10 protein-coding genes and 1 pseudogene are annotated in these 17,433 nt (G+C 49.8%); 9 read left to right on the top strand and 2 right to left on the bottom strand.

Going from position 1 to position 17,433, the window contains the following annotated elements:
* Positions 1–10: 10 nt before the first annotated feature.
* Positions 11–1,207 carry a hypothetical protein gene (locus B153_RS0122840; RefSeq protein ID WP_020599074.1) on the bottom strand — a complete coding sequence of 399 codons (1,197 nt, stop codon included), beginning with the start codon at positions 1,205–1,207 and terminating at the stop codon, positions 11–13.
* Positions 1,208–1,312: 105 nt separating this feature from the next.
* On the opposite strand from B153_RS0122840, the gene corA reads away from it, so the two are divergent.
* The 4 genes from corA to B153_RS0122860 all read left to right on the top strand — a co-directional run bounded on the left by corA (position 1,313) and on the right by B153_RS0122860 (position 13,137).
* The gene (corA, locus tag B153_RS0122845) at positions 1,313–2,467 is read left to right on the top strand and encodes a magnesium/cobalt transporter CorA (RefSeq protein WP_020599075.1); all 1,155 of its coding nucleotides are present in this window, start codon (positions 1,313–1,315) and stop codon (positions 2,465–2,467) included.
* A 104-nt stretch (positions 2,468–2,571) separates the two neighbouring features.
* The gene (locus tag B153_RS0122850; protein ID WP_020599076.1) at positions 2,572–5,055 is read left to right on the top strand and encodes a bifunctional UDP-N-acetylmuramoyl-tripeptide:D-alanyl-D-alanine ligase/alanine racemase; all 2,484 of its coding nucleotides are present in this window, start codon (positions 2,572–2,574) and stop codon (positions 5,053–5,055) included.
* A gap of 295 nt (positions 5,056–5,350) precedes the next feature.
* Entirely contained in the window at positions 5,351–9,496 is a 4,146-nt protein-coding gene (locus B153_RS0122855) for a hybrid sensor histidine kinase/response regulator transcription factor (RefSeq protein WP_020599077.1), read from the top strand.
* Positions 9,497–9,684: 188 nt separating this feature from the next.
* Positions 9,685–13,137 (top strand): FG-GAP repeat protein, encoded by a 3,453-nt coding sequence (locus B153_RS0122860; protein ID WP_157634791.1) that lies wholly within the window; start codon positions 9,685–9,687, stop codon positions 13,135–13,137.
* Between the two features lie 42 nt (positions 13,138–13,179).
* Here the strand turns inward: B153_RS0122860 and B153_RS38895 are convergent.
* Positions 13,180–13,380 (bottom strand): annotated as a pseudogene (locus tag B153_RS38895) (transposase); the annotation flags it as partial.
* A 157-nt stretch (positions 13,381–13,537) separates the two neighbouring features.
* On the opposite strand from B153_RS38895, the gene B153_RS0122865 reads away from it, so the two are divergent.
* The 5 genes from B153_RS0122865 (at position 13,538) to B153_RS0122880 (ending at position 17,291) form a co-directional block, all read left to right on the top strand.
* Positions 13,538–14,782: a T9SS type A sorting domain-containing protein gene (locus tag B153_RS0122865; RefSeq protein WP_020599079.1), complete on the top strand. Its 1,245-nt coding sequence runs from the start codon at positions 13,538–13,540 to the stop codon at positions 14,780–14,782.
* A 289-nt stretch (positions 14,783–15,071) separates the two neighbouring features.
* Complete coding sequence (locus B153_RS0122870) at positions 15,072–16,037, top strand: TolB family protein (protein WP_020599080.1); 966 nt, start codon at positions 15,072–15,074, stop codon at positions 16,035–16,037.
* 257 nt (positions 16,038–16,294) lie between these two features.
* Positions 16,295–16,447: a hypothetical protein gene (locus B153_RS37815; protein ID WP_157634793.1), complete on the top strand. Its 153-nt coding sequence runs from the start codon at positions 16,295–16,297 to the stop codon at positions 16,445–16,447.
* Positions 16,448–16,702: 255 nt separating this feature from the next.
* A complete protein-coding gene (locus B153_RS38715) occupies positions 16,703–16,831 on the top strand; it encodes a hypothetical protein (RefSeq protein WP_281167752.1) in 129 nt (42 codons plus the stop codon).
* 76 nt (positions 16,832–16,907) lie between these two features.
* On the top strand, positions 16,908–17,291 hold the full coding sequence (locus B153_RS0122880) for a LytR/AlgR family response regulator transcription factor (protein ID WP_083928236.1): 384 nt from the start codon (positions 16,908–16,910) through the stop codon (positions 17,289–17,291).
* The last annotated feature ends 142 nt before the right edge of the window (positions 17,292–17,433 follow it).

Genomic DNA, 17,433 nt, shown 5'->3' on the forward strand with positions numbered 1-17,433 from the left:
GTCCGATGGGTCAGTCCCGACGGTATTGACTGCGTAACCGACTGACAACGTCGTCGACCAGGTCATCGCGCAGATTGCTGTAGAGTTGCCATCGGGAAGGCGGAAAGGGGTCTGCTGATTTCAACGACTGACCATTTAGCGCCCGGTTGTCGCCCGTAAAACTCTGCCATTCGGTTTGCCAGTTACGACTTTCGGAGATCGGTTCGTCCCACAAAACCTTACCCGACTGGGTGTCGATAGCCCGCATATGCAGGGTTAGGCCACTGCTGATGCTCCGCAGGTAGGTGGTCAAGGTGCCGCTGACTTTCTCCATGATGTCAACTTTGGTTGAGTCGTTGATTTTTTTCTCGCCCACTTTATACATTTGGTTGCTGTACACCGTTGCCGACGAGGACGTGACCGTTTCGCGGGAAGGCATATAATCGGTTACCTGCATCTGTATGGCCTGATGAATCGGAAACCCATCGCCCAATATGGGTTCGCCAGTAGAACCCTCTATTGGGTACAGCCGCACAAATGTCGATGGCTTGGTATTCTGTCGGAGCTTATGTATAATCAAACGCTGTAGTTCCTGATTATCAGATCGGTCCAGTTCGTGAGTCGGGCCAAGGGGTTCAACGGCTACCCGAAGGATGGCAAAATCAAACGCTTCGGCCGCTTTAGGGCGCGCCTGGCGGTAATCGGGTATCCAGTCGAGGGCTTTCAGATAATTCTGATACGCATCTTTAGCCGCCAGTCGATTCTCTTCCCGGTAGGCAAAAGCCTGTTCGGCTACCTCATACCGATCGGCGGCTGCCAGTTGGCGTGTCTCCTGCTGGCGATCCTGGTACGATGTAGGATAGGCCGTAAGCCAGTCGGTGCAGCCCCTGCACGTTGAGTCGTACGCACGGCGGGCATTGTTGGTCAGGACTTGTAACTGCTCATATTCCTGGTAGACCTTTTCCCAGCGGAATGAATCGGTTTCGCCCGTCGTAGCCAGTTTCCGAATGGCGGTCTGATGCAGCTCATACGCGTGAACGAACCCCTGTTTAATGACATCAGCCGCCAGCCGATGCCCCCGTTTCGAGAGGCCCTGTCCTTGTTGAAGCCGAAAAGAAGCCCGTTTTACAGCCAGGTCATAATGACCGTGTCGCAGGGCTGTTTGTCCACTGCTGCAAGCGTAGACGACTAAAGAGAGCAGAACGAGGAAGAGAACCGGGCGGTGCATATGGGTAAGGTACGATTTTTTGAACAGTTGACAACGCAGCGAGTAGTTGGTTTATCTTTGACACCAAAATAAAGCTGACCGTTGGGAGGGCTGACTGAATAATCTATGTCGAAACGTCGACGCAACCGTTCAGCGGAGAAACTGCTGGGCACATCGCCGGGAACGCTTACCTATGTAGGCGTTGAAATTGAACACGCTACCAAAATCAAGCGGATCGAATACAATGCAACGGATTATCGGATCGATGAGCGTAGTAAGCTGAGTGCCTGTCGATTGCCGGGCCTGTCAACGCCCTACGTAAACTGGGTCGATGTCGATGGGATTCATGAGCCTAAAGTTGTGGCGGCATTGGGGCATCAGTATCATTTACATCCGTTATTGCTGGAAGATGTGCTCAATACGGACCAGAAGCCTAAAATCGATACTTACGATGCCCAGTCGGCCAACGGTGATGGCAATGGCGATAAGCAAACCAGCGATGGGGTAAAGCTGAACAGTCCCGTAAGCCCGGTTGTGTTTGTGACGCTTAAAATGCTACACCATAGTCGGCAAAAGCAGGAGATCGATGTCGAGCATGTGAGTCTGGTGCTGGGCAAAAATTACCTGATCTCGTTTCAGGAAGAACGAACCAGAGATATTTTCGAACCCGTCATCGACCGGATCAAAGCCTCGTCTGGCAAAACCCGGCGCAACGGAGCCGATTACCTGCTCTATGCCCTGATGGACGTTATCGTGGACCATTATTTTCTGATCACCGAACGGATTGGCGAAAAGATGGACGAGCTGGAGGAACAGCTTGTACAGGAGCGGGTTACGCAACAAACATTGGCTGTTCTGTACACCCTCAAACGGGAAATGTCCGTAATTCGACGGACCATCTACCCCGTCCGTGATATTGTCAATACCTTGCTGCGGGAAGAGTCGGACCTGATTCAGCACAATACCGTACCATACCTGCGTGACCTGGCCGACCATATGAATCAGGTTATTGAAACCCTGGATTCGTACCGCGAACTGATTTCAGGCATGATGGATGTGTATTACTCCATCGTCAGCAACCGTATGAACTCGGTCATGAAAACCCTGACCATTTTTTCGGCGATTTTTATGCCGTTAACGTTCATAGTTGGGGTATATGGGATGAACTTTGAGAATATTCCTGAACTGCATACGAAGAATGGATACTTTGTGGTGTGGGGTGTGATGGTCGCCGTAACGGTCGGTATGATCGTTTATTTCCGCCGACGCGGCTGGATGTAGTTTTAAATAGTCATTTGATGGTCTTTGATCGCCCTTTGGTAGGCATTTGTCGTAAGTAATGTACGGAGGGGTAACTCCCGGATGAAAGCGATTTAGTAAAAAGTATGAAAACGAAGTTATTTCAATTGGTTAATAAGCAGTGGCTCACCGATTCGCGGCAGGTGACAGGGAAGGCCGAAGACGCCGTATTTTTTGCGATTCAGGGCGAACATCATGATGGGCATGACTACATCGGGGAGTTGTACCGGAAAGGGGTTCGGCAGTTTGTAGTTGAGCGGTCGGCATTGACGCCAGAGCGCCGGACCGAGTGGCTCGCTTATATGGATGCAACCTTTGTGGAGGTAGATAGTAGCCTGCAAACCCTGCAAACACTGGCAGCCGAACATCGGGGGCAGTTTCACATACCCATTGTTGGCATAACGGGCAGTAATGGAAAAACCATTGTAAAAGAATGGCTGGCTCAACTGCTCGAAGCAGGGCCCTCGAATCAGGCATTTGTCATTGCCAAGAGTCCGAAGAGCTATAACTCCCAGCTTGGTGTACCGCTCTCGGTGCATGAACTAACCGATAAACATACCCTCGGTATTTTTGAAGCAGGTATCTCCAAAGCGCATGAAATGAAAGCGCTGGAGGCCATCATTCATCCAACGATTGGCATCTTTACCAATGTCGGAACTGCGCACGATGAAGGGTTTCGAACCCGAAAACAGAAAATAGCCGAGAAACTTCGGCTGTTCATCCATGCCGATACGCTGATCTATTCGACCGATTACACCGAGATCGACGAAGAAGTAAATCTGCTTCTGAAAGCTGTGAATCCCGATATGCGGCTGATTACCTGGTCGTTGTCGGGACGTAAGGCGGTCTATCAGGGAGCGGTTCAGGCTGACCGGCTCCGATTGGCGAAAGGTGAGCAGACCTATACGCTAAAACTGCCGTTTACCGATCCGGCTTCGGTCGAAAACCTGATTCATTGTCTGGTTACGATGCTTGAGTTGCGGCCGTGGTCGGTCGATGAGCTACAGTATCGGCTGAATCGGCTCCGGCCCGTGTCGATGCGGCTGGAACAGAAAGAGGGGATTAACAATAGCATCCTGATCGACGACTCGTACAACAATGATGTGGCCGGACTAAAACTGGCCCTTCGTTTTCTGAATCAGCAAAACCCGCGCGACCGTCGGGTGGTCATACTCTCGGATGTGTTGCAGTCGGGGCAGCCGGAAGATGAACTCTATGCCCTGGTTGGCAATCTGATGCAGATACACGACGTGGCCCAATTTGTTGGTATTGGACCCGTTCTTAGTCGAAATGACCAGTTTTTTGCCCGTAACAGCCTGTTTTATCCCGATACAGAAGCCTTTCTGAACCAGTTTCCGTTTTATGAGCTGCGCGATAGTACGGTACTGGTGAAAGGGGCCAGACCGTTCTCCTTCGAACGAATCGTGGCTCGGCTGGAGCGAAAGGTGCATGGTACTGTACTCGAAATCAACCTGGATGCCCTCACGCATAACCTGAATTTTTACCGGGAAAAAGTAGGAGCCGACACGAAAATTATGGTCATGGTGAAAGCCTTTGCCTATGGCAGCGGAAGTGCAGAAGTGGCGCAGCTCCTCCAGTTTCATCGGGTAGATTACCTGGGCGTAGCCTATGCCGACGAAGGGGTTGCGCTCCGGCAACATGGCGTTCATCTGCCCATTATGGTTATGAATCCGGCTCCCGAAACCTTCTCGACCTTGCTTGAATACGGGCTTGAACCGGAGCTATACAGTATGCGTCTGTTGCGGGAGTGGGGAGAATGGCTTGCTGCGGGAGTGGGGCAGGGGGCAAAGAAGAGCTCCCTTTACCCCCTGCATTTGAAAATCGATACGGGCATGCATCGGCTTGGGTTTCTGGAAGAGGAGATGGCCTCGGTTGCCCAATATATCCGCCAGCATCCATCCATGCACGTAGCAACGGTATTTAGTCATTTGGTGGGGTCTGATGACGCCCAGTTCAATTCGTTTTCGAAGCAGCAGTACGAAACGTTTTTACGGTGTACCGACCTGTTGGAAACGGAATTGGGCTACCGGCCAACCCGCCATCTACTCAATTCGGCCGGGATCGTCCGTTTCCCCGATTACCGGCTGGATATGGTGCGGTTGGGTATCGGCCTGTATGGGGTGGAAGCGAGTGGTATCGATCAGTCCGCTTTGCAAACGGTAGGTACATTGCGATCGGTAATCAGCCAGATCAAAACGGTACGGGCTGGCGAATCGGTAGGCTACAGCCGTCGGGGTGTGCTGGATCACGATGCCCGCATTGCCACCATTGCCATCGGATATGCCGATGGGTTTGACCGACGGCTGGGCAATGGTCGGGGGGAGGTGTGGGTAAATGGAACCCGCTGCCCTACGGTTGGTAACGTATGTATGGACATGACCATGATCGACGTGACGAAGGCGCAGGCCAGCGAAGGGGACGAAGTCACGATCTTCGGAATAGAACTTCCCATTACGGAACTGGCGAAACAAATGGAAACGATTCCCTACGAAATACTGACGGGGATCAGCGAGCGGGTTAAGCGAGTATTCTTTAAAGAAGGAAACTGACCTGCTAAGAATCAGTATTCAAGATGGTACTAAATGTATTTAAAAGCCCTGAAATGGGCTTTTTTTATGGACTTTACTTTAGTCGCACTGTTTCAAACAGAAGCTACTTTTGGAGTAATGAGTTAAGCCCCTTAGCCAGACGTTGTTGAATGGCACGACGCCGAAAGAACCAGATTGCTCAGAAGACCAGACGTTTACTACAGTTATATATTCTATTGATATCTATTTTTGTGAAGTATGCTTTAGTATTGATATAATGAGCATAATATATACTTTAGAGTGAAATTAATTTGGTATGCGTACCCTCTTTTTTTGTCTCTTACTCATTCTGTTTAGTTATTCTGAGTTTATTTATGCTCAACAAAAGGGTTGGCAGGAGTTAACTATTTCCGACGGGTTGTCGCAGGGAATGGTTTTCGATATGGCACAGGACCGGAAAGGCTTCATGTGGATAGCGACCAAAGATGGCCTGAATCGCTACGATGGCTACAATTTTAAAGTATTTACCCACGACCCCTACAACCCGTATAGTATTTCCGATAATGCCTGCTCGGCTTTACTGATCGATCATCAGAATCGGCTCTGGATTGGTACGCTCAACAACGGCCTTAATCTGTACGATGAGCGTACGCAGCGGTTTTTTCATATCGCCATTCGGGATCAAAAAGTGCCCGGTGGTGCCAGTTATGAAATCCGAATCATGACCGAAGATCCTGAAGGAAATATCTGGATAGGAACCGGAACAGGCCAACCCATCAAAATCACCTTGCCAGCTTCTCTTCAGCAGGGTTTTCCGGAGCAGCCCGATTTTACGGATCAGATTCAGCTTACTCAGCTCCAGCTTACCACGAAGGTATACAACAGCCTAAACCTGGATTTTAGCTTTAAACCCAATGGCGAAGGCCTAACAGGCCTCAACAACGGCATTTATGCATTCAACTGGAAAAAACCGATTGGGCTCACCAAACTCAACCAGTTTCAGCAGGATTCCGCCAATATTTTCGACTTCTATCACAATGTCCGGCAGGATTTTCTGGTCATCAGCACCAGTCATCAGATCAAATGCTGGTATAAGGGGGTTCAGAAAACGATTGCTCTCCCGCTCAGTAGCGGTCAGGGCGTAAAAATTAAACCGATCGATGCCCATACAATTGCGCTATCGGTAGCGAGTCATCTCTGGTTCTTTTCACCTGCCGACCTTTTTCGCCAGGAAAGCCTGACCGCACAAAACGCCTTTTTGACCTTTCCCCCCAATTTGTACGCCATTACGAAGCTATTACGGGATAAAATCGGTAACATCTGGGTAGGAACCAGTGGCTATGGCCTCCGCAAATTCAATCCTCGCGTCAACCAGTTTATTTCGTATCTACCCCGAATCTCTCTATCGCAGCTCTACGTCGACCAGCAGGGGCGTACCTATGGCCGCAATCAGGATGCCTATGGGCTCATTGACCGGCCATCGGACCGACTGTTACCTTTTCTGGACAATAAACTACCCGAAGCCGACCGAAGGCAATCCTATATCATGCAGGACCACCAGGGTTTTTTCTGGGTATCGCATACCAATTTTCAAACCCACAAGCCAGCCCTTCTCAAGTTTTCCGACAACTGGAGCCTCCTCAGGAAGTATCCATTACCGACCGGAATCGATTTTGGTTACTGGGCAAACCAAACGCTGGAAGCCCCCGACGGTAAGCTGTGGATGGGAGCTATGAAAGGAAAACTGCTTTGCTTTGATCCCCAGGCCGAAACATTTCAGGTGTTCAGCTACTTATCGGGCAGCAACCACGAAACCGAAACCTATGCCCTGTTTCGCGAGCCCAATGGCACCTTCTGGATCGGTACGCAGCAGGGGCTCATTAAAGCCGAGCATCTGCCCACAAAACCAACCTATACTCATTATAAAAACTCGACCACCAACCAGCAGAGTCTGAGTAATGATTTTGTCTCGAGTCTGGTCAATGACCCGAATGAGCCTGCCCGGTATTTGTGGGTTGGCACCAAAGGCGGAGGGCTCGAACGACTCGATAAGCAGACCGGACAGTTTACCCATTTTACCGAAGCGCAGGGCTTACCCAATAAAGTGGTGTATGGTATCCTGAACGATGACCGTAAAAATCTATGGCTTAGTACCAACAAAGGCTTATCGCGATTCAATCCCCAAACTCTGGCATTTCGAAATTACACCAAGGCCGACGGTTTGCAGGATGATGAGTTCAATACCAGTTCATTTTTCAGAAGTGCGACGGGTGAATTGCTGTTCGGTGGGGTAAATGGCTTAACTCGCTTTCGGCCATCGGACCTACAGGGGCGAGGCAACCAGCGCCCTGAACTGACGATTATCGGACTGAACGTGAATAATAAGGCGGTAGCGGCTGGCGACCCCTCGTCGATCTTGTCGGAGAGCATTGAATATACGCACGAACTGGACCTGAAACATGACCAGAATCTGCTGACGTTCGAGTTTGCGGTAATGGATTATACCAACGTGGGGAAAAATCGATTCCGATACCGGCTCGACGGTATAGACCACGATTGGGTGGAAGCCGGAACCAATCGGTTTGCCAACTATGCCCAGTTGCCGGATGGAAACTACACGCTGACCGTAATGGGCTCCACAGACGGTGAAGTCTGGAGCGATCCGGTAACCTTGCCGATTCGCATACACCCCCCGTTTTACCGGACGTGGTGGGCGTATCTGAGTTATATGATCCTGCTGACGATTGTTTTCTGGCAGCTTTATCGGTTTCAGCGACAACGCCTGCTGCTCCATCAGCAGTTGCTTTATGAGCAGCAGGAGGCCAGTCGGCTGGCCGAGCTGGATACCCTGAAAACCCAGTTCTTTACCAATATTTCCCACGAAATCCGAACCCCCTTGACCTTAATTGTTGGACCCCTCGAACAAATGGCCCAGGAGTTTAGCTTCGACACCCGGTTTTCGCTCCTAAAACGAAACGCTACCCGGTTATTGGGATTAATTAATCAGTTGCTGGATTTAAGTAAACTGGAAGCCGGGCAGTTAAAACCAGAGCTGGCCTCGGGCGATGTCGCGACTTTTCTGCGGTTTATGGCCAGTTCATTTACCTCGCTGGCCGAGAGCCGACAGATCGAGTTTGTGTTTCTGCAGGAAGTAGAAAACTATTGGGCCTGGTACGATCAGGATAAACTGGAAAAAATTGTTACCAATATGTTGTCGAACGCCTTCAAGTTTACACCTTCAGGGGGGCATGTTTGGATGGCGGTGGACTATCAAAACGGTAGCGTTTCTATTTCGGTCAAGGATACAGGTATTGGCATTGCGCGCGAGAAATTGTCTCGCATTTTCGATCGGTTCTATCAGGTCGATGGTCAAGTAAACCGCTCGTACGAAGGCACGGGCATCGGCTTATCGCTGGTTAAAGAACTGGTAAAGGTGCTGGGTGGTACCATTTCGGTCGACAGTACGGAAGGGGTGGGCACGACGTTCCGAATGGAGTTACCGCTAAAACCGATTGAGGCTCCAGAAGTTAGTCAACTGTCTGAGCGTCAGGAAGAGACTGGTTTTCAACAGCGGGCACTGACCTCATACGTTCAGCCGACAGAGGGCGCAGAGCCGGGAAGTAACGCTGGACTGGCTCCGCAGACGGATGTGAAACAGGGAACGAATAAAAAGCAGACGGCAGCATCGGAACCCGTTCTGCTGATTATCGACGACAACCCCGACATTCGTACGTATGTGCGTGGGATTTTCGAGCAGGATTACCAGATTCTGGAAGCGGGTGATGGGCAGCAGGGGTTCGATATGGCCACAGAATCGATTCCGGATCTGGTAATTTGTGACCTGATGATGCCCCGACTGGATGGCTTTGGTTTTTGCCGGGCCTTGAAATCACAGACAGCAACCAGTCACATTCCGGTAATCATGCTGACGGCCAAAGCTACTCTCGAAGATCGGATCGAAGGCTTTGAACTGGGGGCCGATGAATACCTGACCAAACCCTTCAATCAGGTCGAAATTCAGGTACGGGTCCGAAACCTGCTTCGGCAGCGCGAACGACTGGAACAGTACTTTCAGGAGCGACTGGGATTGACGCCCCCTGTGGTTCGGGTGAATGACGAACGGATCAGAAAAGAAGACGCTTTTTTACAGCGTGTTCAGGCGATTGTGGAAGCCCAGTTGACCGACCAGCATTTCGATGTTGAACAACTCTGCGAACGGCTGAATCTGAGTCAGCGCCAATTGGTACGCAAGCTGAAAGCCCTCACAGGTCAAACGGCCGTAGAGTTTATCCGAAACTATCGATTAGAGCGGGCGGCCAAGCTGATTCAGGAGGGTAGGCTGAATGTTTCCGAAGCCGCATATCAGGTCGGTTTTGAAAGCCTTTCCTACTTTACCCGAAGTTTCCAGGAAAAATTTGGTGTATTGCCGTCTGCTTATGTCGATGATCAGGCTAAAACCTGATAAGGCGATATTTTCAGTTTTTTCGTTTCGTTCAGGCTCCAATTGGGGCCTGTTTTTTTGTGTACTGGTTTGGGATGTCCAAAACGAGCAAAAGATTGTCGAAAATGGATTAATAGCAAAGGGGGGATTGAGCGGAGTTTTGAGACAGTCTATTTTGGCTATAACCAGCACAAGCTTCTGTTTCATTTATGAACCGTTTCTACTCACAACGACCCCTGAATGTTGGTCCTTTTGGGGGCAGATTTTTAGTCTCACACCAACCGAACACTACCGGCCAGGGGGCTACTAGGTACTCCTTTGGTGCTACTTGCCAGCGAGTTTTCTGGCAAGTAGCGTTTCTGCTTTTATTATCAAAACCGTTGCTGGCTCAGGACTGGAACCAGATCATCAAAACGGCCGCATCGGACCGACGCACGCTCACCTCCTTAAGTCGGTCGGCTGGTGATAGTTTTGGTGTTTCGATCGCCATTGATGGTGACTATGCCGTAGTAGGAGCAGCTACTGAAGTTAAAGATGCTGAGGGAGGGAATCCGCTCGGTAATGCAGGTTCGGTCGTGGTGTTCAAGCAGGTCAACGGCACCTGGACCCAGATTAAAAAGCTAGTGGCAGCTGACCGGAGGAGTAATGATTATTTTGGTCTTTCAGTGGCCATCAGTGGGAGCCTGATTGTAGTGGGCGCTAATCAGGCGGACTGGGATGGTGCAAGTAGCAACTTTCTAAGTAATGCAGGTTCTGCCTATGTTTTCAGTCGGGACCAGGGGGGCACCGACAACTGGGGTCAGGTCAAAAAACTGGTGGCCGCTGATCGGGGAGCCAATGATCAGTTTGGCACCTCAGTCGGTATTAGTGGGAGTCTGATTGTAGTAGGGGCCTATCTGGAGTCTGAAGATGCTGCAGGAAGTAATACACTCACCAATGCTGGTTCGGCCTATGTATTCAGCCAGAATCAGGGGGGGGCTAATAATTGGGGTCAGGTCAAAAAACTGGTGGCCGCTGACCGGGGTGCCAATGATAAGTTTGGCACCTCAGTCGGTATCAGTGGGAGTCTGATTGTAGTAGGGGCTTATCAGGAGTCTGAAGATGCTGCAGGAGGCAATACGCTCCCCAATGCCGGATCAGCCTATGTATTTAGTCAGAATCAGGGGGGCACCGACAACTGGGGGCAAATAAAAAAGCTGGTGGCCACCGACCGGCAAGGAGGGGATAACTTTGGGGTTTCGGTAGCCATTAACGGCAGTCTTGTAGTAATTGGCGCTATACTAAACGATGGAGATGCGTCGGGGGGCAATACATTTAGTAATTCGGGTTCGGTTTATGTATTTAGCCAGAATCAGGGGGGCACCGACAACTGGGGGCAGATTAAAAAACTGATGGCTAATGACCGGAGTTCCATCGATCTGTTTGGGATTTCGGTCAGTATTAGTGGCAACACCATCGTGATAGGCGCCTATTGGCAAGATGAAGACGCTGCTGGGGGGAATACGTTGAATGATGCGGGTGCGGCTTATGTGTTTAGTAAAGATCAGGGGGGCACCGACAACTGGGGCCCGGTCAAAAAGCTGGTCGCTTCTGACCGGGCTGCCACCGATTATTTTGGATTTTCGGTGGGCATCAGTGGCAATACGATTATGGTAGGAGCCTATCAGGAAGACGAAGATGCATCGGGAGGTAATCCAATTAGTAATGCAGGGTCTGCCTATGTCTTCAATCAGAACCAGGGCGGGGCCGACAACTGGGGGCAGGATCAGAAACTGGTTATGAGTGGTTATTTAGGTGAGAAAAGGTATGGCTGTCGAGTAGCCATTGATGGCGATTATGCAGTGGTAGGCGCCAATCAGGATTATACAGATGCCAGCAGTGGACAGCCTCTACTCAATTCAGGATCGGCCTATGTGCTCAAACGCCAGAATGGTACCTGGACTCAGATCAAAAAACTGATCGCCAGTGACCGGGACGCCAATGATTTTTTTGGCGGTGCAGTAGCCATCAGTGGCAATACCATTGTGGTGGGTGCCAACGGCGATAGCCAGAACGCGACCGGGGGCAATCCGCTGAGTAGTGCGGGTTCGGCTTATGTGTTTAGTCGGGATCAGGGCGGCACCGACAACTGGGGGCAGGTCAAAAAGCTGGTGGCATCTGACCGGGCTGCTAATGATTTTTTTGGCGGTGCAGTAGCCATCACTGGTAACACCATCGTGGTGGGGGCCTATCTGGAAGACGAAGATGCCACGGGGGGGAATACACTTGTGAATGCGGGTTCAGCCTATGTGTTTAGTAAAGATCAGGGGGGGGCTGATAACTGGGGCCAGGTCAAAAAATTAGTGGCTGCTGACCGGGCTGCTAATGATCAGTTCGGTATTTCAGTGGCTATAAGTGGGAATACCATCGTAGTAGGGGCCAATCAGGAAGACGAAGATGCCTTAGAGGGAAATACACTTTTGAATGCGGGTTCGGCTTATGTATTCAGTCAGAATCAGGGGGGCACTGACAACTGGGGACAGGTCAAAAAGCTGGTCGCTGCTGACCGGGGGGCGACGGATTATTTCGCTCAGTCAGTGGCTATCAATGGTAGTACGATTGTGGTAGGCGCCATTCAGGAGTCTGAAGATGCAACGGGAAACAATACACTCGCGTATGCCGGTTCGGCCTATGTCTTTAGCCAGAACCAGGGCGGGGCCGACAACTGGGGTCAGGTCAAAAAGCTGGTCGCTTCTGACCGAGAGAGTAATGACTATTTTGGTTCTTCAGTCACGATTAGCGGTAGCACAATTGTAGTGGGTGCATTGGGAGAATCTGATGGGAATCAACTCGGTGCTGCGGGGGCCGCCTATGTGTTCAATCAGAATCAGGGAGGCAACGATAATTGGGGACAGGTCAAAAAGCTGGTGGCTGCTGACCGGGGAGCCAATGATCAGTTTGGCCGCGCAGTGGACATCAGTGGGGATCAGATCATAGTAGGCGCCTTCGGAGACGATGAAGACGCGACGGGGGGCAATACACTCAGTAACACCGGTTCGGCTTATTTTTTCGAGTTCATGGGAATTACTCTGACAGGCTTTGGCACCAGCCCCGCCACTGTCTGTACAGGTAGTATGACCAGCTTCTCCGCCAGTATCGGCAACCTGACGGGTAGCTACAATTACACCCTCACCAACGGCAGCAGTACCACTAGCGGTACGTCCAGTTCTTCTACCCTGAGTCAGTCCCTGACCGTTACGGGCAGCGGTACCCAGACTTTTACCCTAATCGTCAGTACATACGGTATTTCCAGCGCGGTGACTACATCGCTAATGAGCAACGCAGGGCCAACGCTTTCGGCAGGAGTGAACTTGTCCCAGGCCAATGTGGGCGTAACCGTCAGCCTGACGGCCAGTGGCGCCACCAGTTACCAATGGAGTGCGCCTTCGACGGTGTTGCTGACCAGCCCCGCTACCAGCTCGGCTGTGTCAGCCAGTCTGACCACGGCTGGAGTACAAACCTTTACGGTGGTGGGGACCAGCGGAATTTGTTCCCAGAGTGCGCTGGTAAGTGTGACGGCACTGACGGGTCCCGACCTGTCGGCCATCATCCTGCTGCCGAGTGGCGGCTTCTCGGGGGGGNTCGCGCTCCATCTCGCTTTGCCGCAGTTGCTTACGGAGTGAATCGACTTCTTGTTGAAGACTTTGATCGGTTTTCTTTTCCCCTTTGTCATTAGTCTTCCGCCAGGCATGAATTAGGCTATCGCTAATGCCCATTTTACGGGCCACGGCCATGATGGGTTCACCATTGGCAACTAGCCGCAGCACATCGGCTTTAAACTCGGCGGTATACTTTCGTTTGGGGCGTTGGGATTGGTTCATGGTACACGAAGTTAAAAAGTTTCGTGTCCGGATTTTTAGGACCATATCAAACACCCAATTCAAGAGTGTATATATACATGATCCTGAAATGTTTTTCGCGATAAAGATCGCTGGACGAGTTAAACAGACTCATACGCCTTTCTGGCTATAAGGCTTTCGTCAATGCTAAAAAAAACTCACTTTTTCTCAAAAAAGCACGACCATGAAACGTCACTTCTATTTCCTGATTACGGTCCTAATTGTACTGAATCATGGCTTTTTAATGGGGCAGGTCACTAAACCCACCCTGACCTTTCCTACTGGAGGAATGACCCTGAATTCGGGTACAACGAACGTTTCGTTGCAGTGGGCTCAAAATGAGAGTCATAAGTCTGGTTCCGTTCAATATTTGGTTTACGTAGCCAGAGTAAACGGAACAACTACAGATGTTATCTGGAATTATGAAAATAAAGGGGATGTTGCGGGAGTTTTTTTGGCCTCTTCAAAACTTTATGACGGGCAAACTTATCGCTGGAAGGTAAAGGCCGTAAAAGGGACTGCCTCCGCCGAAAGTAGTGAAGGAACATTCAGTATTGGTTACGTACTTCCAAACAAACCCAGTGCTATCAATCCAGCCAACGGTACGACACTGCCAGCCGGAACCTCTTCGGCCTATTTAAAATGGAGCGGTAGCAATACCGATGGGACTGCCTATTCTGTATCCGCAATGGACAAAACAACAGGTAACGTTATCTTTAACAACACGAACACATACAACAGCACATCAACAAACTCGTTCAATACAACCGATGGTCATACCTATCAATGGTCGGTTAGAGCTAGTAAAAATGGAGGCCCGTTTGCTGAAAGTGCTCTCTTCACATTCAGCGTAGCAAATCTGCCCTTGGCTACGCCAAACCCAATTTCACCTAAAAATAATCAAGAGTATCCGACAGGGACTACTAAAGTTGATCTGGTATGGGATAAGAAAAATAAGGATGGAACAGCTACTTACGAAGTTGGGGTGGTCGATATAACCACGGGTAAACTAATTTGGGATTACGTCAATAAAAACGATGTTGGCGGGACCACCATAACGGGCCTTCAAAATGCCCATACCTATCAATGGGCTGTCCGTTCGGTACGTAATGGCACAAGGAGTGCCCTTAGTCAAGTCTTTAAGTTTAGTATTAAGAAATCGGGCAGCGGTGCACGAATTGTAGCTGATACCAATGCAATAGGCTATTTCTCTGAATATAGCACACCTAGCCTCTATCCAAACCCAGCCAACGGAACGGAGGTTTATTTTAATACCCCTACTTCATTTAAGCTCTACAACTCTGAGGGGATACTTTTAAAAGAATCTGGCATTGAGGTAGGAGGATTTGCTATAGAAAGCTTGGCCAGTGGTATTTATTTTGTTAAAACCAGTAGAGGGGAAACGAGAAGATTGATAATTCAGAAATAGTCGTAGTCCGCAATCGGGTAGTTTAGACAAGTATATACTCTATCTGATTTAAGGTTGATAGGCGGGTAATCCGAAAATTGAAACCAAATACTGAGCACCATCCCCCATTATGCCTGTAGTTGTCCATAATAGGCCAGTTATTCGACAAAACGACCAGTTGTTATCTAGATGTTCTTTCTAATTAAGGACCGAGCTAGTTTCGCTACGCAAGAGTTGCGAGGGTGATCGACCTGGTTGCCCGTTGGCCGGTCAGTTTAGCCAGTTCATTATCATTTCTAATTTATCTGTTATGCCTTATTTTTTACGACTTCATTGGGGGTTGATTGCGATGGTAGGCATTGGTTTGTCAAATTGTGTGACCACAAAAACACAAACGGTATTTCCGACAGCTCCCGGCACGACCAGCAATGCCGAAAACCTCACGCGCGAAACGTCCGACCCCGAAGCCGAAACGTATCCCAGTGTTAGTCCTGATGGAAAGTTCTTATTATACAATTCGTTATTGACGACAACAACCTGGAACTATGATCCGAATAGAGGGTTGAACCGGAATATCGACAAACGGATGAATATAGTTAAGAAGGAGATTGGTAAGCCCGTTCGAAACCCGTTGGTTCAGAATGCTTCTGATCCAACCTGGACTCCCAATGGTGATGTTATTTTTTCCTATGTAAAACCAGTAAAGCCTGTCATTGTCCGATCCAACAACAACGGGATTGGCCTTAATTACATTTCGCAGGGTGAAATGGGCGATGCCGATGCCTCTCCATCTATGACCCATGATGGCAAAAAAGTGATTTTCACCACGCTCATCGGTGGAGCTCGCATGATTTGCTCGATGGATGCCAATGGGGGCTCCTATACCGTTATTACCGAAGGGGACCACCCCCGAACCAATCCGTACGACGATAGTAAACTGATTTACAATAACCGGGTGGGCAACCGGACTCAGATTTTTACGCTCGATCTACGAACTGGTCAGAAAACGCAACTTACGACGGGGGAGTACAATAATTTCGACGGAGCGTTCTCCCGCGATGGTCGCTACATTGCATTCTGTAGCAATCGGGAAAATCCAACACGTAACAACAATCATTTATACGCTATGCGGGCCGATGGTACGGGGTTAATACAGCTTACACAAGGCGAAACCAATGAAGGTGACCCATGCTGGGGTCCGGATGGGCAGATTTATTTCCATTCCAATGCTGAGCGGAATATCAACATCTGGAAGGTACGCCCGCGTTTACAGTAAATCCAAATTTCTATCCATGCCATTTCTTCTCCGACACAGTTTCGACTTAGCTCTTGCGCTTTTGAGTAGGTTTACGTCCATGTTTAGTCATTCTCCTGTTGAATTATCTTCAGGGTCGCTGATTTTCGTAGTGATCGACCCCGTTAGCGTTATCAGACTTGGCCAGCCAATCTGTTGCTAGAGAATGTACGGTTTTTACGGAGTATGGTGGCTCTTTCATCATCCATGCAGATTTAACCGCTTACTGAAAACGTGGAGTGGCAAGTTCAGAACCCCACCACTCAATACTACGTTGCCGCAACGGTTGCAGCCGTTCGAACATCACGGTGAATGTGGCCGACGACAGCAGTGGGAGTTATGATGTGAACCGACTCAACAACGTGTACGCCCGTATTATCAATGGCCTGTAAAGAGGCCTTTATCTGGTTCCTTTTGGTGTTCCCGCACTGATCGGGCCAGAAGCTTAGGGGTTAGTATCTATGTATCTGTTTTCTGGTATTGTATTTTGTTCAGGCTCCGATAGGGGCCTGTTTTTTGTGTACTGGGGTAGGATGTCCAAAATGAGCAAAAGAATGTCGAAAATGGGTTAACAGCGAAGGGCGGATTGTGGGGAGTTTTGTGGAGAGCTGATCGGTGCCCGGAGTAGTGTATCGGTGGGATTCTGGGTGAGTCGAACGAGTGCCAATGGGGGCAGCCGTTCGAACATCACGGTGAATGTGGCCGATGACAATGGTGGGAGTTATGATGTGAACCGATTCAACAACGTCTACGCTCGTATCATCAATGGCCTGTAAAGCCATACCAGGAAGGGCATAGCGTGCCGACGTAAATGTCTTTGCTGGCGTTTCTTTTCACACTCTATCTCTGTGTATGCAAAACGTCTTCTCCTCCTCGAAAGGAAAGCAAGTCCGAATCGATCCCCAACGGGTCCTCTACATGACCGGCGATGCCAACTATTGTTACCTTCATCTGCTGGATGGGTCTGTGCTGTTGATGGCGCGCACCCTGAAATGGTATTCACAGCGGTGGCCGCACTTTCTGCGGGTGCATAAACAGGTGCTGGTTAATCCTACGTACGCCCGTAAGTTTACGCTGGCTCCAAGCCTACGTTTGCCCTCGTATCTGATCATGAGCAATCAGGCGCGGGTGCCCATCTCCCGTCGACGCTTGTCACTGGTGCGACATCAGTTGAACGATCTTCCTTATACCGTTGTCAGACGGGAGGAACTGGAAGTAGCTGAGTTAGTAGGATAGGGTGACCATTGGCGGCTAAAAACGCTGCTTATCATTTATCTGGTTTGGTCGTTTAGGCTCCGATTGGAGCCTTTTTTTGTGTTTTGGGGTGGGATGTCCAAAATGAGCAAAAGAATGTCGAAAATGGATTAACAGCGAAGGG

The sequence above is a fragment of the Spirosoma panaciterrae DSM 21099 genome (assembly GCF_000374025.1).
In the GTDB taxonomy this organism is placed as follows: Bacteria; Bacteroidota; Bacteroidia; order Cytophagales; family Spirosomataceae; genus Spirosoma; species Spirosoma panaciterrae.

Coding starts and splice junctions, on each gene's coding strand:
- B153_RS0122840 (WP_020599074.1), bottom strand. CDS start 1,207: ATGCACCGCCCGGTTCTCTTCCTCGTTCTGCTCTCTTTAGTCGTCTAC.
- corA (WP_020599075.1), top strand. CDS start 1,313: ATGTCGAAACGTCGACGCAACCGTTCAGCGGAGAAACTGCTGGGCACA.
- B153_RS0122850 (WP_020599076.1), top strand. CDS start 2,572: ATGAAAACGAAGTTATTTCAATTGGTTAATAAGCAGTGGCTCACCGAT.
- B153_RS0122855 (WP_020599077.1), top strand. CDS start 5,351: ATGCGTACCCTCTTTTTTTGTCTCTTACTCATTCTGTTTAGTTATTCT.
- B153_RS0122865 (WP_020599079.1), top strand. CDS start 13,538: ATGAAACGTCACTTCTATTTCCTGATTACGGTCCTAATTGTACTGAAT.
- B153_RS0122870 (WP_020599080.1), top strand. CDS start 15,072: ATGCCTTATTTTTTACGACTTCATTGGGGGTTGATTGCGATGGTAGGC.
- B153_RS0122880 (WP_083928236.1), top strand. CDS start 16,908: ATGCAAAACGTCTTCTCCTCCTCGAAAGGAAAGCAAGTCCGAATCGAT.